General features: G+C 45.5%; 15 protein-coding genes. 14 read left to right on the top strand and 1 reads right to left on the bottom strand.

All coding sequences use genetic code 11. From position 1 onward, the window contains the following. Positions 1-56 precede the first annotated feature (56 nt). The 14 genes from rlmD (at position 57) to rpoS (ending at position 14,886) form a co-directional block, all read left to right on the top strand. Positions 57-1,382 carry a 23S rRNA (uracil(1939)-C(5))-methyltransferase RlmD gene (gene rlmD, locus ACRC53_RS05825; protein ID WP_438642577.1) on the top strand — a complete coding sequence of 442 codons (1,326 nt, stop codon included), beginning with the start codon at positions 57-59 and terminating at the stop codon, positions 1,380-1,382. Between the two features lie 194 nt (positions 1,383-1,576). Continuing rightward, positions 1,577-3,805 carry a GTP diphosphokinase gene (relA, locus tag ACRC53_RS05830; RefSeq protein ID WP_438642578.1) on the top strand — a complete coding sequence of 743 codons (2,229 nt, stop codon included), beginning with the start codon at positions 1,577-1,579 and terminating at the stop codon, positions 3,803-3,805. A 127-nt stretch (positions 3,806-3,932) separates the two neighbouring features. Further along, on the top strand, positions 3,933-4,745 hold the full coding sequence (gene mazG, locus ACRC53_RS05835) for a nucleoside triphosphate pyrophosphohydrolase (RefSeq protein ID WP_438642579.1): 813 nt from the start codon (positions 3,933-3,935) through the stop codon (positions 4,743-4,745). A 152-nt stretch (positions 4,746-4,897) separates the two neighbouring features. After that, on the top strand, positions 4,898-6,535 hold the full coding sequence (gene pyrG / locus ACRC53_RS05840; protein WP_438642580.1) for a glutamine hydrolyzing CTP synthase: 1,638 nt from the start codon (positions 4,898-4,900) through the stop codon (positions 6,533-6,535). Between the two features lie 129 nt (positions 6,536-6,664). Continuing rightward, entirely contained in the window at positions 6,665-7,966 is a 1,302-nt protein-coding gene (gene eno / locus ACRC53_RS05845) for a phosphopyruvate hydratase (RefSeq protein ID WP_438642581.1), read from the top strand. Positions 7,967-8,193: 227 nt separating this feature from the next. Beyond that, on the top strand, positions 8,194-8,481 hold the full coding sequence (gene ftsB / locus ACRC53_RS05850) for a cell division protein FtsB (protein WP_438642582.1): 288 nt from the start codon (positions 8,194-8,196) through the stop codon (positions 8,479-8,481). Positions 8,482-8,487: 6 nt separating this feature from the next. After that, positions 8,488-9,222 carry a 2-C-methyl-D-erythritol 4-phosphate cytidylyltransferase gene (gene ispD / locus ACRC53_RS05855; protein WP_438642583.1) on the top strand — a complete coding sequence of 245 codons (735 nt, stop codon included), beginning with the start codon at positions 8,488-8,490 and terminating at the stop codon, positions 9,220-9,222. 104 nt (positions 9,223-9,326) lie between these two features. Further along, on the top strand, positions 9,327-9,875 hold the full coding sequence (gene ispF, locus ACRC53_RS05860; protein WP_438642715.1) for a 2-C-methyl-D-erythritol 2,4-cyclodiphosphate synthase: 549 nt from the start codon (positions 9,327-9,329) through the stop codon (positions 9,873-9,875). Next, positions 9,853-10,914: a tRNA pseudouridine(13) synthase TruD gene (truD, locus tag ACRC53_RS05865; protein WP_438642584.1), complete on the top strand. Its 1,062-nt coding sequence runs from the start codon at positions 9,853-9,855 to the stop codon at positions 10,912-10,914. Before ispF ends, truD begins: the two co-directional genes overlap by 23 nt. Next, the gene (surE, locus tag ACRC53_RS05870; RefSeq protein ID WP_438642585.1) at positions 10,895-11,644 is read left to right on the top strand and encodes a 5'/3'-nucleotidase SurE; all 750 of its coding nucleotides are present in this window, start codon (positions 10,895-10,897) and stop codon (positions 11,642-11,644) included. Before truD ends, surE begins: the two co-directional genes overlap by 20 nt. A gap of 2 nt (positions 11,645-11,646) precedes the next feature. After that, entirely contained in the window at positions 11,647-12,276 is a 630-nt protein-coding gene (locus tag ACRC53_RS05875; protein WP_438642586.1) for a protein-L-isoaspartate(D-aspartate) O-methyltransferase, read from the top strand. Continuing rightward, the gene (locus ACRC53_RS05880; protein ID WP_438642587.1) at positions 12,273-12,848 is read left to right on the top strand and encodes a YqaA family protein; all 576 of its coding nucleotides are present in this window, start codon (positions 12,273-12,275) and stop codon (positions 12,846-12,848) included. Before ACRC53_RS05875 ends, ACRC53_RS05880 begins: the two co-directional genes overlap by 4 nt. 17 nt (positions 12,849-12,865) lie before the next feature. Next, on the top strand, positions 12,866-13,840 hold the full coding sequence (gene nlpD, locus ACRC53_RS05885) for a murein hydrolase activator NlpD (protein ID WP_438642588.1): 975 nt from the start codon (positions 12,866-12,868) through the stop codon (positions 13,838-13,840). Positions 13,841-13,902: 62 nt separating this feature from the next. Continuing rightward, positions 13,903-14,886: an RNA polymerase sigma factor RpoS gene (gene rpoS, locus ACRC53_RS05890; RefSeq protein ID WP_438642589.1), complete on the top strand. Its 984-nt coding sequence runs from the start codon at positions 13,903-13,905 to the stop codon at positions 14,884-14,886. Positions 14,887-15,016: 130 nt separating this feature from the next. Here rpoS and mutS read toward each other — a convergent pair whose 3' ends face one another. After that, positions 15,017-17,638: a DNA mismatch repair protein MutS gene (mutS, locus tag ACRC53_RS05895; protein ID WP_438642590.1), complete on the bottom strand. Its 2,622-nt coding sequence runs from the start codon at positions 17,636-17,638 to the stop codon at positions 15,017-15,019. Between the last annotated feature and the right edge of the window lie 970 nt (positions 17,639-18,608).

Here is an 18,608-nt window from a genome sequence, read left to right on the forward strand (position 1 = left end):
TCTGTGGGAGAATTGCCGATTATTCGCATAATTTACCTGATTATGGCTAGATATTCATGGTGCAATTTTATACTCCAGTAAAAAAACGGGCTTCTGTCGTACAAACTGCCGAAGTTGAGATCCTTTCTCTTGATTATCAAGGGCAAGGTGTTGCGCGTTGGAAAGGGAAAACGCTGTTTGTAACGGGTGCACTGCCTGGTGAAAAAGTACTGGTGCGGATTTATGAAGATAAACGCCAGTATGCGAAAGCAAACACGCAAAAAGTGTTACACGCTTCTGACGCCCGAATCAAACCCGTATGTCCACACTTTGCATTGTGTGGCGGTTGTCAGATGCAACATATCGAATATGCATTGCAAATTGAGACTAAGCAAAAAGCAATTTTGCGTTTAATGACTCGTGATGTCACTACTCCCGCAACAGTAGTTGCACCCTTATGTGGTTATGCATATGGTTACCGCCGCCGAGCAAGATTGAGTCTGTTGGCCGATAAAAAGACCCGCGATCTAACGTTGGGTTTTCGGCGTGCAAATGCTAAAACATTGGTTGATATTCAGCAGTGCCCAGTGTTACAGCCATCGCTCTCTGCACTTATCCTGCCATTAAAGCAGTGCTTACAAACGTTGCGTGGGGTTATTTCACTCGGCCATATTGAGTTGGTAGAGGCTGATAATGGTCATGCTTTAGTCGTGCGCCATGTAAAGCCTTTGTCAGAGTCAGATCAGGCAATATTGATTGAATTTGCAAAGGCACATCAACTGAGTCTATTTTCTGCCCCTGATAGTGAACAGGTGATCTGTTTAGTTGGCCAATGGCCGACCTATCAGGTTAATGGGCTAACGCTGAAATTTTCACCACGTGACTTTATTCAGGTGAATGCTGATGTAAACCAAAAAATGATCACGCAGGCATTAACGTGGCTGGCGTTATCGGCCGATGATCGGGTGCTGGATTTGTTCTGCGGAATGGGGAACTTTACATTACCGATTGCGCAGAAAGCCGGTTATGTGGTGGGTGTTGAAGGTGTGGCCGCGATGGTTGAGCAGGCTAAAACTAACGCACATGAAAATCAGATCAGTAACGCTGAGTTTTTCTGTTGTGATCTTGATGCACCGCTTACGACACAACCGTGGAGTGCTGAAGGGTTTAATAAGGTGTTGCTTGATCCTGCACGGGCGGGGGCGTTAGCTGTAATGGAGCATATAGTGAACTTGCGCCCAAGTCATGTTGTCTATGTGTCGTGTAATCCGGCAACACTGGCACGCGATAGCCAAATTTTACGTGATTCTGGTTATCAATTGGCAAAACTCGGTGCGTTAGATATGTTTCCACAGACGGCACATGTTGAGTCAATGGCGCTGTTTCTTCGCCAAAAAAGGTAAAATGTTAGCCATTAAAAGGTGACGTTTTTAATGCCGCGTTTCACTATGCCAAGTCAGAGTATAATTCGTTAACGGTACGATTTTTTATGAAATATTCAGCGCATCATAGATGATGATTACGGTATTGTATCGGTTCGAATATCTGCTTTATATCGTTAATTTTTAGCATAAAAGCCAAGAAATAGGGATTAATTATGGTCGCAGTTCGCGGTGCTCACCTAAATAAAGACGGGGTGTTTGCGCTCGAAAAATGGATTAACAGTCTGGGTTTATCACCTGAGGCTAAAACCTGTGTATCCGAAACTTGGCGTTATTGTGAAAGCTGTATTACTGAGCCAACATTAGCCAGTACAGTGCTATCGCGTGGTCTGGAAATGGTCGAAATTCTGGCCACGCTAAGTATGGATACTGAGAGTTTACGTTCAGCATTAGTTTTTCCATTGGTTGAAGCTAAGTTGCTAACGCTCACCCAAGTACAAGAAGAGTGCAGTAAACCAATTGCAGATCTTATTCGCGGTGTGTTGGATATGGATGCCATACGCCAGCTTAATGGTACACAAAACGGTTCTACTTCCTCTGAACAAGTCGATAATGTGCGACGCATGTTACTGGCTATGGTCGAAGACTTTCGTTGTGTAGTTATCAAACTGGCCGAGCGTATTGCACATCTGCGTGAAGTGAAAGATGCCGATGAAGAGCAGCGGGTCTTAGCGGCCAAAGAGTGTACTAACATCTATGCACCGTTGGCTAATCGCTTAGGGATTGGGCAATTAAAGTGGGAGTTAGAGGATTATTGCTTCCGTTATCTGCATCCTGATGAGTACAAGCGAATTGCCAAGCTATTGCATGAGCGTCGGATTGACCGTGAGCAGTATATTGATGCTTTTGTGAAAATACTGCGATCACACCTCAAAGAGGCAGGTATTGTTGCCGAAGTATCGGGTCGACCTAAGCACATCTACAGCATTTGGCGGAAAATGCAGAAAAAAATGCTGTCATTTGATGAGCTGTTTGATGTGCGTGCTATTCGTATCATTACCGAGCGTCTGCAAGACTGTTATGCCACATTAGGCGTAGTACACACCTATTGTAAGCATCTGCCCAAAGAGTTTGATGATTATGTGGCAAACCCTAAACCTAACGGTTATCAGTCAATCCATACCGTAGTATTGGGGCCACAGGGTAAAACCATTGAAATTCAGATCCGCACCCGTCAGATGCATGAAGATGCTGAACTCGGTGTTGCTGCCCACTGGAAATATAAAGAGGGCGGTGGCAACGTGCGTTCGGGCTATGAAGAGCGGATTGCATGGTTACGTAAACTGCTGGCGTGGCAAGAGGAGATCTCTGACTCTGGCGAGATGATGGATGAGCTGCGTAGTCAGGTCTTTGATGATCGTGTTTACGTTTTTACCCCGAAAGGGGATGTGGTTGACTTGCCAAGTGGCTCAACACCGCTCGACTTTGCCTACCATATTCACAGCGATGTCGGTCATCGCTGTATTGGTGCAAAAATCAGCGGGCGTATCGTTCCTTTTACCTACAAATTGCAGATGGGTGATCAGATAGAGATCATCACCCAGAAAAATCCTAATCCGAGCCGTGACTGGTTAAATCCTAACTTAGGCTTTGTGAACAGTAGTCGTGGGCGCGCGAAGATCCATGCCTACTTTAAAAAGCTTGATCGCGATAAGAACATTGCTGCCGGTAAAGAGATGCTCGAAGGTGAGCTTTCACGCATGGGGTTGGGGTTTAAAGATGTTGAAAAGCTGGCAATAGAGCGTTTCAATGTCAAAAGTATGGAAGAGGTACTGGCCGGTATTGGTGGTGGCGATTTACGCCTTAATCAGCTAATTAACTTCCTACATAACCGCTTGATGAAGCCTGATGCAGAGCAAGCCGATAAAGAGGCATTGCGTAGCATTGAGCAAAAAGCCCAAAATGCCGCCCAAAAGAGTACTGAGCATAAGCCTGGTCGTGTTGTGGTTGAAGGCGTTGGGAATTTATTGCACTACATTGCGCGCTGTTGTCAGCCCATTCCGGGGGATGACATTGTTGGCTTTATCACCCAAGGGCGAGGTATTTCGATACACCGCGCTGATTGCGAACAGCTACATGATCTACTCAGTCATGCACCAGAACGGGTTGTTGAAGCCGTGTGGGGTGAGTGCTACTCATCAGGTTACTCGCTCAGTGTACGGGTGATAGCCAATGATCGCAGTGGATTACTGCGCGATATCACCACCATTTTAGCAAATGAGAAAGTCAATGTGCTGGGTGTTGCCAGCCGCAGTGATACCAAAAAACAGTTGGCCACCATTGATATGGAAATTGAATTATACAACTTACCAGCACTCGGGCGAGTACTTAGCCGTATTGGGCAACTGCCAGATGTGGTTGAAGCTCGCCGATTACGTGGTTAGCCGGCACGGTGAATTGTTGCAAACCGAATCTGACTCATAGATATATCACGGGAAGCATTGGCTTCCCGTTCTTTTTCGTTTTTTCAGTACAGGTTACTGATTGTCGATAACAACAAAAAATAGGCTGATGAAAATGTCTGAACCGATGAACACGCTGCTGAACATGATGCAACAACTGCGCGATCCGCAAACCGGTTGTCCGTGGGATCGCAAACAAACGTTCGAAACCTTAGTGCCGCACACACTGGAAGAGACCTATGAAGTTATCGACGCGATTGAGCGTAATGATACTGCTGATTTGAAATCAGAGCTGGGCGATATGCTATTTCAGGTGGTGTTCTATGCACAAATCGCCAAAGAACAGGGGCTATTTGATTTTGGTGATGTCTGCAATGAGATCAGCGATAAGTTATATCGCCGTCATCCTCATGTGTTTGGTGATACTCAACTGGATGCAAGCGCAGGTGATGCAACTGCCGAAGTGTTACGCAACTGGGAGAGCATTAAACAAAATGAGCGTACAGAAAAAGCACAAACGTCCGTATTGGATGATATCCCTAAAGCACAACCGGCACTGATGCGTGCTTATAAAATGCAGCAACGTTGTGCCACCGTAGGCTTTGATTGGAATACTTTAGGCCCTGTTGTTGAAAAAGTGCGCGAAGAGATCGAAGAAGTGTTAGCTGAAGCGTGTCAGGTTGAGAAAAATGAGGTAAAATTAGCAGAAGAAATTGGAGATTTGCTTTTTGCTACGGTTAATCTCAGTCGTCACTTAGGGCATAAGCCGGAACTGGCATTGCGTCAGGCAAGTGATAAGTTTGAGCGGCGCTTTCGTCAGATAGAAGAGGCGATAGCCGCACAAGGGCGACAGATGCAAGATGCATCACTGGCAGAAATGGAGGCATTATGGCAAGCAATCAAACGCCGTGAACCTTCATAATAACTGCTTGATTAACCGTTGAAAAATGAAGAGTAGAGTACAATAGGGGTAATTAGCTGCTTCCCGATTTGTCGAGAGGGGGGAGCTCTGGTATACTATTATCCCGTCTTTGTTCTTCCTTTTCTCCTATAAACCTAACTCTCAGGTTCAGCATGACAACAAATTATATTTTTGTGACCGGTGGGGTTGTATCCTCGCTAGGTAAAGGCATTGCAGCAGCATCACTGGCCGCGATTCTCGAAGCGCGTGGACTCAATGTCACCATCATGAAACTGGACCCTTACATCAACGTGGATCCGGGTACTATGAGCCCGATTCAGCACGGTGAAGTATTCGTAACGGAAGACGGCGCGGAAACGGATCTTGACTTGGGGCACTATGAGCGTTTCATTCGTACTAAAATGACTCGCCGCAATAACTTCACCTCTGGCCGTGTGTATGCTGATGTGCTGCGCAAAGAGCGTCGTGGTGATTATTTGGGTGCGACCATTCAAGTGATTCCGCACATCACAAATGAAATTAAAGATCGTGTTATTGCCGGCGCTCAAGGTCACGATGTCGTGATTGTTGAGATTGGCGGTACAGTGGGTGATATCGAATCACTGCCATTTTTGGAAGCTATTCGTCAGTTGGCCGTTGAAGTCGGCCGTGAGCATACTCTGTATATGCACCTGACTTTAGTGCCATACATGGCCGCTGCCGGTGAAGTGAAAACTAAGCCAACACAGCATTCAGTGAAAGAGTTACTGTCTATCGGTATTCAACCTGATGTACTGATTTGCCGTTCAGATCGTGTGATCCCAGCGAATGAGCGTGCAAAGATTGCATTATTCTGTAATGTGCCAGAAAAGGCGGTTATATCACTGAAAGATGTTGATTCTATCTATAAAATCCCTGCGCTATTGAAGTCGCAAGGGCTGGATCAATACATCTGTAAGCGTTTTGGCTTGAGCTGCCCGGAAGCAAACTTGTCTGAATGGGAACAGGTCATCTACGAAGAGGCCAACCCAACAGCAGAAGTCACTATCGGGATGGTCGGCAAGTATATTGAACTGCCTGATGCTTATAAATCCGTGAATGAAGCATTAAAGCACGGTGGTTTGAAAAATCGCCTGACAGTGAATATTCAGTATATTGACTCACAAGACGTTGAAACTAAAGGTGTTGAATTGCTCAAAGGCCTTGACGCAATTTTAGTGCCAGGTGGTTTTGGTTCGCGTGGCGTAGAGGGCAAGATTATGGCGGCCCGTTATGCGCGTGAAAATAATGTTCCTTATTTAGGTATCTGTCTGGGCATGCAAGTGGCAATGATTGAATTTGCCCGTCATGTTGCCGGAATGACAGGTGCTAACTCCACTGAGTTTGATGCAAGCAGCACCTTCCCGGTTGTTGGCTTGATCACTGAGTGGAAAGACGCAGAGGGTCAAGTTGAAGTGCGCAGTGAAGGGTCTGATTTAGGTGGCACTATGCGTTTAGGTGCGCAACTATGTCATTTAGAAGAGGGCAGCACTGCACGTAAACTGTATGGTCAACCGACCATTCATGAACGTCACCGTCACCGTTACGAAGTGAACAATTACCTACTGCCTCAAATTGAGAAAGCTGGGCTTCGTGTTACAGGGCGTTCAGCAGATAAGCAACTGGTTGAAATTATTGAAGTGCCAAACCATCCGTGGTTTGTTGCTTGTCAGTTCCACCCAGAGTTTACATCGACCCCGCGTGATGGTCATCCTCTGTTTGCAGGCTTTGTAAAAGCCGCAGAGGATTACCAAGCTCGCCAGATTAAGTAACGAAAACCCTAAAATGTACTGCATTTCTGGGCTGGATTAGGTGTACTTTTTAATCCAATCACACAGTAAAGCAGTGCATTTTTTGACTCAGCTTAAAGTTCAGACTCACTTTTAATAGGAAGAAAAGTTATGTCCAAGATCGTTAAAGTACTGGCTCGTGAAATTATTGACTCTCGTGGTAACCCTACCGTTGAAGCAGAAGTGCATCTGGAAGGGGGTTTTGTTGGTCTGGCTGCTGCGCCATCTGGTGCATCTACCGGTTCGCGCGAAGCACTGGAACTGCGTGATGGTGATAAATCCCGTTTCATGGGCAAGGGCGTTCTGAAAGCAATTTCTGCTGTTAATGGTCCGATTGCTGAAGCTCTGCTGGGTAAAGATGCAAAAGATCAAGTTGCTATCGATAAGATTATGATTGATCTTGATGGCACTGAAAACAAATCTAACTTTGGCGCAAATGCGATTTTGGCTGTATCACTGGCTAACGCTAAAGCTGCTGCTGCAGCGAAAGGCATGCCACTGTTTGCACACATTGCCGAATTGAACGGTACACCGGGCGTTTACTCTATGCCTCTGCCAATGATGAACATCATCAACGGTGGTGAGCACGCGGATAACAACGTTGATATCCAAGAGTTCATGATCCAGCCTGTTGGCGCAAAAACGCTGAAAGAAGCAGTACGTATGGGTTCAGAAGTATTCCATACTCTGGCTAAAGTACTGAAAGCAAAAGGCATGGGTACAGCAGTAGGTGACGAAGGTGGCTACGCGCCAAACCTAGAGTCTAACGCTGCTGCACTGGCTGCTATCAAAGAAGCCGTTGAGCAAGCTGGCTATGTGCTGGGTAAAGACATTACTCTGGCCATGGACTGTGCAGCTTCTGAATTCTACAACAAAGAAACGGGCATGTATGAGCTGAAAGGTGAAGGCAAAACCTTCACCGCAGAAGGCTTCTCTGATTTCTTGGCAGAATTGGCAACTCAGTACCCAATCGTCTCTATTGAAGATGGTCTGGACGAGTCTGATTGGGATGGCTTTGCATACCAAACCAAGATTCTGGGTGACAAGATTCAACTGGTAGGTGATGATTTATTCGTTACCAACACCAAGATCCTGAAGCGTGGTATCGACAACGGTATCGTTAACTCCATTCTGATCAAATTCAACCAGATCGGTTCTCTGACCGAAACTCTGGCTGCAATCAAAATGGCGAAAGATGCAGGCTACACCGCTGTTATCTCTCACCGTTCAGGTGAAACTGAAGATGCAACCATTGCTGATCTGGCAGTAGGTACAGCAGCTGGCCAAATCAAAACGGGTTCTATGAGCCGTTCTGACCGTGTTGCTAAGTACAACCAACTGATCCGTATCGAAGAGATGTTGGGCGAAAAAGCACCTTTCAACGGTTTGAAAGAAGTGAAAGGCCAAGCATAATCGTGCTGCGCTAAAACTTCACACATTGTAATTTTATATTGCAGTGTGTTGCATAATATAAGGCTACCTTTGGGTAGCCTTTTTTTATGGCTTAAAAGTAGTATTTATCAGAATAATACGGGAAATATATCAGTAACAAAGAGAGGTATATTGGCGACTAGCGTATTACGACAGTGGTACAACGGCATCAGATATGGGATGATAACGGCGATTTTTTGGGGGGTAAGATGGGTAAACTAAGCATACTTTTGCTCGTGATACTGAGCTGGTTACAATACAGTCTGTGGCTGGGTAAAAATGGTGTGCATACATATACCCGTATTCAGCGTGAAGTTGTGGCACAACAAGCAAGTAATATGAAACTAAAAAGCCGCAATGAACAACTATTTGCTGAAATTAATGATCTCTCTAGCGGGCTTGAAGCTATTGAAGAGCGTGCACGCGATGAGTTAGGCATGGTAAAACCGGGTGAAACTTTCTACCGTATTTTACCGGCGGATAAAACCACAAAATAAGTAATAATGATGACTGTGGCCACTGAACAACCTATACATTTTATTGCGATTATTCCTGCTGCAGGCATTGGTAGTCGAATGCAATCGGCTATTCCGAAGCAATATTTATTGCTACAAGGATTAACAATTTTAGAGCATACCGCACAGGCGTTACTGCGTGATACGCGTATTGCATCGGTTATCATTGCACTGCACCCTGATGATTGCTGGTTTGATACACTCTCTTTGCGTAATCATCCACGTATTCGTACCGTTGTCGGAGGGAATGAGCGTGCTGACTCAGTATTGTCAGCTTTGCGCTCAATTGAGGATGATAGCGCATGGGTGCTAGTGCATGATGCTGCCCGCCCATGCCTGCACGCCAATGATCTTGACAAACTTCTGACCTTTGTTGACCGTCCGTGGCAGGGAAACATGCCAATTGGCGCAATTTTAGCCAGCCCCGTACGCGATACCATGAAACGCGGAACAGCCTCACAAACTATCGATCACACTGTTGAACGTACGCAGTTGTGGCATGCATTAACACCGCAAATGTTCCCTGCGCGCTTGCTGTGTGATTGTCTTGAAAAAGCCTTAGCAGAGCAGGCTATGATCACTGATGAGGCTTCTGCCTTAGAGTTTTGTGGCTTTCAACCTTATCTTGTGAGCGGGCGTGCCGATAATATCAAGGTAACACAACCTGAAGATCTGGAACTGGCTCGTTTTTACTTAGCGCACATTGCTAATGTTATCTGCTGATCTTAAAACGTGGCAGTGTCTACACACGATGAAGCAATAGATGCAATCACACAGTATCACTTTTACTCTCTATTCCCCTTTTTAGCTTGCGAGGACATCAGATGATGCGTATTGGACATGGTTTTGATGTACACAAGTTTGGCGGCGATGGCCCTGTCATTATGGGTGGCGTAGCCATTCCGTACCCGCAAGGCTTGCTCGCTCACTCTGATGGGGATGTTGCTTTGCATGCGTTGACTGATGCATTACTTGGTGCTGCCGCACTGGGTGATATTGGCCATCTATTTCCGGATACTGACCCTGCATATAAAGGTGCAGATAGCCGTAACTTGCTGCGTGAAGCATTTTGTCAGATCCAACAAAAAGGTTACTGCGTTGGGAATGTTGATATCACTATTATTGCTCAATCTCCTAAAATGGCCCCGCACATCAACGCCATGCGCGCCTGTATTGCCGCAGATTTAGCCTGTTCGATTGATTGCGTGAATGTCAAAGCTACCACCACTGAGAAGCTCGGTTTTACGGGGCGAGGCGAAGGTATTGCCTGTGAAGCGGTTGCGTTGTTGCTAAAAAAATCAACAACTGAACATAGTATGACTCAACAACCTTGTACAGATAAAAACGCAGGAAATGGAGAGTACATCAGTGAGTGAGCTGCACTACTTACACGGAAAACCAACACATTACGCACAACTAAAAGCACAACCAGATGATTTTTGTGTGATAGAGAACTTAGGCTATGACTTTACCGGTGAGGGTGAACATGTCATGGTCTTAGTACGAAAAATAAGCTGCAATACCAAGTTTGTTGCTGAAAAACTTGCTGAATATGCGGGTATTCCTGCGCGTAATGTAACATATGCGGGTTTAAAAGATCGCCATGCGGTCACCGAGCAGTGGTTTGGTCTGCATATTCCGGGAAAAATCACCCCCGATTTTTCCGCTTTTCAGCTCGATGGTTGTACCGTGCTAAATATAACACGACATAACCGTAAAATGCGCACTGGAGCATTACGCGGAAATCAATTTGAAATTTTACTGCGTGGTATGACAGCGTCTACTGAACATGATGTGCGACTCACACTAATCGCCGAACAAGGTGTGCCTAACTATTTTGGCGAACAACGTTTTGGTCGTGAAGGTAATAACTTGCATCTCGCAAGGCGTTGGGCTAGTGGTGAAGTAAAAGTTAAAGACCGTAATAAACGAAGTTTTTGCCTGTCTGCTGCCCGTAGCGAGCTATTTAATTTAGTGGTGAGTGCCCGCATTGCCGCTAATTTGCATACCACGGTATTGCTGGGGGATGCGCTGCAACTGGCTGGCCGCAACAGTTGGTTTGTCACTACGCCAGAAGAGTTGACGCAATCTCAACAACGTTTGCAAGAGCGTGATGTTAATTTAACTGCACCTATGGTTGGAGAGGGTGAGTTAGGCTCACAGGCGGAGGCTGCCACGTTTGAGCAAATACAATTAGACACCGAACAGGCTTTAATCCATTTGTTAACCCGTGAGCGTTTAGAATCTATGCGGCGTGCTCTGCTATTACGGCCAGAACGCTTTACATGGCAATGGCAGCCTGAAGGGTTAAAGCTGGCCTTTTTTCTGCCAGCAGGCAGCTACGCAACCAGCGTTATTCGTGAAATCGTGTTGACTGATCAAGAAGGAGATAACCGTGCGTATCCTGCTGAGTAATGATGATGGTGTGACTGCACCGGGGATTCAAATTCTTGCCGCAGAGCTGCGAAAATTTGCTGATGTGACCGTTGTTGCACCTGATCGTAACCGCAGTGGCGCATCAAATTCATTGACACTTGAGATGCCCGTACGCATTAACACACTGGCTAACGGTAATCTTTCGGTACGCGGTACGCCGACTGATTGTGTGCATTTAGCCGTAAATGGTTTGATGTCTCCGCTGCCAGACATTGTGGTTTCAGGCATCAATGCTGGCCCTAATCTAGGAGATGATGTGATCTACTCCGGCACGGTTGCTGCTGCAACGGAAGGGCGACATATGGGGTATCCAGCATTAGCCGTATCACTCAATGGCACAACCCATTATGAAACGGCCGCAGTGATTACGGCACGGTTATTGCGTACATTGCAACGGCATCCACTTCGTACGAATCGTATTTTAAATATCAATGTGCCCGATGTGCCTCTTGAGCAGATTAAGGGGATCAAGATTACCCGTTGCGGTAATCGCCACCCCGCGGGCAAAGTCATTTGTGAGCAAGATCCGCGCGGTAATGATATTTACTGGATCGGCCCTGTTCCAGCAGCAAAAGATGCGGGTGAAGGAACTGACTTTGATGCAGTAGCACAACACTATGTTTCAGTAACCCCGTTACAGATTGATTTAACCGCACATCAGCATCTTGATATGCTGACTGAATGGGTAGAAAGCAGCGGAGAGTGGTAATAATGAAGAGGTCAGTCGAGTTAGATCGGCTGCTCATCAACTTGAAAGCACAGGGGATCAGGGATGAGCAAGTTCTGCATGCACTGGCCAGCGTCCCGCGAAACCGTTTCATTGATGAAGCATTCACCCATAAAGCTTACGATAACACCGCACTGCCGATAGGTGCGGGGCAGACTATTTCTCAACCCTATATTGTTGCGCGGATGACGGAGCTGCTCGGGCTGCAGCCCCATTCACGGGTGTTGGAAATTGGCACAGGTTCAGGCTATCAAACCGCAATTTTGGCACATTTGGTTGATCGAGTCTGCTCAGTTGAACGGATTAAAACCCTGCAATGGCAGGCAAAACGGCGTTTTAAACAACTCGATTTACATAATATTGCTACCCGTCACGGTGATGGCTGGGAAGGTTGGCCGGCACGCGCACCTTTTGATGCAATCATTGTTACCGCGGCAGCAACGGCTATTCCGCAAGCACTGCTGGAACAGTTGGCCGATGGCGGTGTACTGGTGATCCCGGTGGGGTCTACTAGTCAGGCATTGCAGAAAATTACTCGCATTAAAACACAGTATACGATTGAGCAGATTGAGGCGGTTCGTTTTGTGCCGCTCGTACAAGGAGAGATTGCGTGAAATTATTTGGTGCTATTTATGATCGCGTTATGATCTGGGCACGTCACCCGAAAGCAGAGATATGGTTGGGCGCGGTCAGTTTTATCGAGGCTATTTTTTTTCCTATCCCGCCCGATATTATGTTGGCCCCGATGGCGCTGGCTGAACCGAAAAAAGCGGTACGATATGCACTTGTTACCGCAGTCACCTCTGTACTCGGTGGTATTATCGGTTATGCTTTGGGATACTACTTGTTCGATCTGCTGCAACCGATGATTGCACATATGGGTTATCAGGCTAATTTAGATAAAGCCATGCAGTGGTTCAAGGAGTGGGGAGTTTTAGTGGTCTTCATTGCTGGTTTCTCTCCTATTCCGTATAAAGTTTTTACCGTAACGGCCGGGTTACTCAAAATGGCATTTTGGCCATTTGTTGGCGCAGCATTAATTTCACGTACCGCACGTTTTTTACTGGTTGCGTTATTAATGGCCTGGGGCGGCCCGCGTATGGAAGTACAATTACGCAAATATATTGAAATATTAGGTTGGGGTACTGTGGCGCTGGCAGTACTTGTTTATTTGATTTATCGCTAAAATTGTTAGGTGAAAGGATGATTTCAGGAAGCCTAAACAAGGCCCTCTATCAGACAGGTCTTTACTCTTGTTTATTATTTGCACTCAGTGGGTGTTCTACAACATCAACAAATCCGGCACCAGTAAGTTCGGCAACGTCAGAGAGTGGTGATTACTACAGCTCTTCGTCGAGCTCAAGTTCTACGCCCGATTATAAACATCTACAAAAGGGAAGCTATACAGGAACAACATACCGAGTGAAAGATGGTGAAACACTCTTTTATATCTCGTATATCTCTGGCCGTGATTTTAGGGATCTCGCTGCGGCAAATAATATCCCTGCGCCTTATACGATTTATCCTGGGCAGACCATTCGATTGTCGGATAACACTGATGCGAGTACTTCACGTACTCATCAGACCAGCAGTAGATCGACACAAAGTTATGTTGAACCTGTTGCGGTTAAGCATTATTCTGGTAATGAAAGTAAACAAAATGTTAATCAGCGTCAGGGTGATATTCATGTTACAGAAACAGTGGTTGCACGTAGTACACCACCTGTTTCGGTAAAACCTATTGAAACACCTGTGAAAAGTAGCCCAAGCACATCCAATGCATCAAGTGAAGCGGGTAATGCTACCGTAGGCACTTGGCGTTGGCCGGTGGAAGGTAAGGTGATTAACGGCTACTCGGCATCAGAAGGTGGCAATAAAGGGATTGATATTGCAGGCAGACGTGGCCAGCCTATTTATTCAACGGCGGCAGGTCGTGTGGTATATGCCGGCAACGCATTACGTGGATATGGCAATTTAATCATCATTAAACACAATGATGACTATCTCAGTGCCTATGCACACAATGAAACATTACTGGTGAAAGAGCGTCAGTCTGTGAAAGCAGGTGAGCAGATTGCCACTATGGGTAGTTCAGGCACCAGCTCAGTCAGGTTGCACTTTGAAATACGTTATAAAGGTAAGTCTGTGAATCCGTTGGGTTATTTACCACGGCGCTAAACGGGCAGAGAGGGTTGTACTGCTTCGTATTTCTCCGACATGCAAGTGCCAAGGAGTAAAGTATGAGCCATAGCAATACTGCAGCAGAAGAACTGCATGACTTTGAGTTAGAAGAGTCGTCTTTAGAAACACTCGAAGAGGAGGCTTTTCAACTGGCAGCGGAAGAGGATCTCGACGCTGACGAGCAGTTCCCGCACATTGATGCTCTGCGAGTGTTAGATGCAACCCAACTCTATCTAGGGGAGATTGGTTTCTCCCCACTGTTAACAGCAGCAGAAGAGGTCTATTTTGCCCGCCGAGCCTTACGTGGTGATGAATCAGCGCGTAAACGGATGATTGAGAGCAATTTGCGCCTTGTAGTAAAAATTGCTCGCCGTTACGGTAATCGAGGCTTGGCACTGCTTGATTTGATTGAGGAAGGGAATCTCGGTCTGATCCGTGCGGTTGAGAAATTCGATCCTGAAAGAGGTTTTCGTTTCTCTACCTATGCAACATGGTGGATTCGTCAAACCATTGAACGCGCGATTATGAATCAAACGCGAACTATCCGTTTGCCGATTCATGTCGTGAAAGAGCTGAATGTTTATTTGCGCACGGCGCGGGAGTTAGCGCATAAACTTGAACACGAGCCTACAGCAGAAGATATTGCATCAGTGCTTGACTGCCCAGTGCATGATGTTAGCCGTATGTTACGTTTAAATGAGCGTATTACATCAGTTGATACCCCTATCACGGGTGATTCAGAAAAAGCGTTGCTAGATATCCTAGCGGATGAAAAAGACAATGGTCCTGAAGAGACAACCCAAGATAACGATATGCATTCAAGTATTGTTAAGTGGTTGTATGAACTTAATCCTAAACAACGTGAAGTGCTTGCGCGTCGTTTTGGTTTATTGGGTTATGAGGCGGCAACGTTGGAAGATGTTGGCAGTGAAATTGGCTTAACACGTGAGCGTGTTCGCCAAATTCAAGTTGAAGGTTTGCGTCGATTACGTGATATTTTGACTCAGCAAGGGTTGAGCTTAAATGCACTTTTTCGGGAATAATGCACAAAAGCAAAGATTGGCAGTTTATTCGCAATTAAAAATCAAACATTAAAAATTGAATTTAAAATAAAAAAGTCCCCGTTTTACGGGGACTTTTTTTGTCTCATTGATAGATTATTGAATGCAATAATTAAAGAGCTTTGAGTTTATACAGTAGGTCAAGAGCTTGTTTTGCAGTTAAATTATCTGGATGTATTGCCGCAAGTGCAGCAATTACAGGATGCTCGGTTTCAGATAATAGTGAAAGCTGGGCAACACTCTGTGTTTGCTTAGTCACGCACTCTGTATGTTCAGTGGTAACAGCATCAGTACACGCATGTGTTATTGGCGTATTTGCGGAGACATTTTCTAACGCTTCCAGTTTTTGCCGAGCCCTGGCAATCACTTCACGTGGTACACCTGCCAAGGCTGCGACAGCTAAACCATAACTTTTACTGGCAGGCCCTTCTTGTACTGCATGCATAAAAGCGATGGTTTCTCCGTGTTCAACCGCATCAAGATGAATATTTATTACACCTTGTAAGTGTTCTGGCAGTGCGGTGAGTTCAAAATAGTGTGTTGCAAACAGAGTCATGGCTTGAACTTTTTGAGCGAGCCACTCTACACAAGCCCATGCTAGAGATAAACCGTCATAGGTAGACGTTCCTCGCCCGATCTCATCCATCAATACTAAGCTGTGCTCTGTGGCATTGTGTAAAATATTGGCCGTTTCTGTCATTTCAACCATAAACGTTGAGCGGCCAGAGGCCAGATCATCAGATGCGCCAACACGGGTAAAAATACGATCAATGGGCCCAATAACAGCCTGTTGCGCAGGAACAAAGCTACCGATATGAGCCAGTAAGACAATCAGGGCTGTTTGTCGCATATAGGTACTTTTACCGCCCATGTTCGGGCCGGTAATGATTAACATACGACGTTCTGGTGTCAGATGAGCAGGATTGGCAATAAAAGGTTCTCGCAGCATGTGTTCAACCACCGGATGCCGGCCATTTTCAATGTGCAAACCTGAGTGTTCGCTGAGTTGCGGGCAGTGGTAATCAAGGGTTTCTGCCCGCTCAGCTAAGTTGATTAATACATCAAGTTCTGACAAGGCGGCAGCACTTTGTTGCAGTGCCGGTAAATGAGGCAGTAATTGATCAAACAGTGCTTCATATAAGCTTTTTTCCAGTGCCAGTGCTTTGCCTTTCGCAGTAAGCACTTTATCTTCATACTCTTTCAGCTCTGGAATAATGTAGCGTTCAGCATTTTTCAGTGTTTGGCGGCGGATGTAATGCGGTGGTACATGTTCACTTTGTCCGCGGCTGACTTGAATATAGTAGCCGTGAATTGCATTAAAACCGACTTTGAGCGTATCTAGCCCTGAACGCTCTCGTTCACGGATTTCAAGCTGGTCTAAATAGTGTGTTGCACCGTCGGCTAGAGCACGCCACTCATCAAGCTCTGCATTGTAGCCTTGTGCTAGTACGCCCCCGTCGCGGATCAGTACCGGTGGGTTCTCCATAATGGCGCGTTCGAGCAGGTCACACAATTCAGTAAATGTACCGATATTGCTTTTGAGCGTTTGTAGATGTGCCGTTTTTTGTTCGGAAAGTAGTGTGTTAATTTCCGGTAATTGTTGAAATGCGCTGCGCATACGAGCGAGATCACGCGGGCGTGCTGTGCGCAGTGCAAGACGCGCCAAGATACGCTCTATATCGCCAACTTGCCGTAAAGGAGGTTGTAATGTGCTGATTAAGTCGGCCTGTTGCAGCGCAGAAATGGCTTGCTGGCGTGCAGTTAGAACATTGATATCACGAATGGGTTGATGCAGCCAGCGTTTGAGCATACGGCTGCCCATGGCAGTGACAGTGTGATCTAGCACTGCAGCAAGGGTATTTTCATTTCCACCGCTTAAGTTTTGGGTGATCTCAAGATTACGGCGGGTGGCCGCATCCATAATAATACCGTCTTGCTGGCGCTCTATGGTTAATCCGCGAATATGCGGCAGAGCTGTGCGCTGGGTATCTTTGACATATTGCAGCAAACAGCCTGCAGCAGATAGGGCAAGATGCGCTTGTTCTACGCCAAACCCGATCAGATCACGGGTACCAAATTGTAAAGTCAATTGCTGGCGAGCGGTTTCCAGTTCAAATTCCCACTGCGGGCGGCGGCGTAAACCCCGGCGTTTAGCAATCAAATCATGGTCTGGAAAGTTATCTGCATATAAGAGCTCTGCTGGATTAGTCCGTTGTAACTCTGCTAGTAGAGCATCAATACTGTCGGGTTCTGTCAGCAAAAAACGGCCAGAGCTGATATCGAGTGTGGCATAACCAAATTGATCAGCATGTGCATACACTGCGGCCAGCAAATTATCTTGCCGTTCTTGCAGCAAGGCTTCATCACTGACTGTGCCAGGGGTGATAATTCGCACCACTTTACGCTCTACCGGCCCTTTGCTGGTGGCTGGATCACCAATTTGCTCACAAATAGCGGCTGACTCACCGAGTGTAATCAGTTTAGCTAAGTATCCTTCAATAGAGTGATAGGGAACACCGGCCATTGGAATTGGCTCGCCAGCAGATTGACCTCGTTTAGTCAAAGAGATATCAAGCAGTTGTGATGCAGTACGGGCATCATCATAAAAGAGCTCGTAAAAATCGCCCATACGATAAAACAGCAGAATATCAGGATGTTGTGCTTTTAGACGCAGATATTGCTGCATCATGGGGGTGTGGGAGTCTACATTTTTGTTATCATTCATCTGTGTCATGGCTTTAGTTTGTTGAATTTAAAGTTAATAGTGATTTTATTTATTGTCATCAAGTATCACGACGTTTTATAAGAAACAACTCAGCCCTTGGTATTTAGCAGCATTATGCTATGAGCGAGAGGTTATTGTACTCTATTTCAAGAGTGACCTACACTTGGCAAAAAAGCGGTTTTTACGTTTCGATTCTCTGGTATGGTTGCTATTCAATCATTTTATTCTTACGGATTATTAAGGTGAAGGGCGATTTATTGTCACCTTGTGCGGCTAAAAACACTATTGCTACGGGTATTCTTGTATTTTTATTCGTTAATATTTATGGTGTTCTCTCTATATAAATCGATAATCTGTGCGCTTGTAAATATAGCTATGAATACACATAAGGGTAACGGTGAGAATTAGAGTTAAAACATAAATAAACATTATGTTATTCATTGTCGACTAACACGAAATGGCCATATAAAGATAATTAATGGCTAAGGTGAGTGCTTAGCTAAATATATTCTATTTTTATTTATTCTTGTTTTTACATATTCAAAGGTGATGTTGTCTCTGGTGAGTTGTGTTTATTCCATACTCTTTCTGTATGATGAAAATAGCGCAAGTTGATTTTATTTTTAGGTGGATAAATAAATGTGAGTGATAAAGGATAGAGTGGTTCATATTCATCCTTTATTTTTCAAGTGGTTATTAATTTCAATGCATTGATTTTAAAGTGATAAATAGAAGTGTGACGACGCGTAATTAAAGGCGTTATTTTCATTTTTCTTCATGTGCAAAAATAGGCCTCACCCCATAATATATCTCTCGCCCTCTTTAGGTGTACAACACACTCTTTGATATTAGGCCTGTGCTTATTTCATCATGAGTGTGCTATTTCGCAATATATTCGCACTGTTTATTAGACAACATTGTTGATAACACAATTGTTGATAACACAGCCGTTGTTCTAGAGCAGATATTCATGACTCAT

The sequence above is a fragment of the Plesiomonas sp. genome (genome assembly GCF_051652165.1).
In the GTDB taxonomy this organism is placed as follows: domain Bacteria; phylum Pseudomonadota; class Gammaproteobacteria; order Enterobacterales; family CAMTGL01; genus Plesiomonas.

Coding starts and splice junctions, on each gene's coding strand:
- rlmD (WP_438642577.1), top strand. CDS start 57: ATGGTGCAATTTTATACTCCAGTAAAAAAACGGGCTTCTGTCGTACAA.
- relA (WP_438642578.1), top strand. CDS start 1,577: ATGGTCGCAGTTCGCGGTGCTCACCTAAATAAAGACGGGGTGTTTGCG.
- mazG (WP_438642579.1), top strand. CDS start 3,933: ATGAAAATGTCTGAACCGATGAACACGCTGCTGAACATGATGCAACAA.
- pyrG (WP_438642580.1), top strand. CDS start 4,898: ATGACAACAAATTATATTTTTGTGACCGGTGGGGTTGTATCCTCGCTA.
- eno (WP_438642581.1), top strand. CDS start 6,665: ATGTCCAAGATCGTTAAAGTACTGGCTCGTGAAATTATTGACTCTCGT.
- ftsB (WP_438642582.1), top strand. CDS start 8,194: ATGGGTAAACTAAGCATACTTTTGCTCGTGATACTGAGCTGGTTACAA.
- ispD (WP_438642583.1), top strand. CDS start 8,488: ATGATGACTGTGGCCACTGAACAACCTATACATTTTATTGCGATTATT.
- ispF (WP_438642715.1), top strand. CDS start 9,327: ATGCGTATTGGACATGGTTTTGATGTACACAAGTTTGGCGGCGATGGC.
- truD (WP_438642584.1), top strand. CDS start 9,853: ATGGAGAGTACATCAGTGAGTGAGCTGCACTACTTACACGGAAAACCA.
- ACRC53_RS05875 (WP_438642586.1), top strand. CDS start 11,647: ATGAAGAGGTCAGTCGAGTTAGATCGGCTGCTCATCAACTTGAAAGCA.
- nlpD (WP_438642588.1), top strand. CDS start 12,866: ATGATTTCAGGAAGCCTAAACAAGGCCCTCTATCAGACAGGTCTTTAC.
- rpoS (WP_438642589.1), top strand. CDS start 13,903: ATGAGCCATAGCAATACTGCAGCAGAAGAACTGCATGACTTTGAGTTA.
- mutS (WP_438642590.1), bottom strand. CDS start 17,638: ATGACACAGATGAATGATAACAAAAATGTAGACTCCCACACCCCCATG.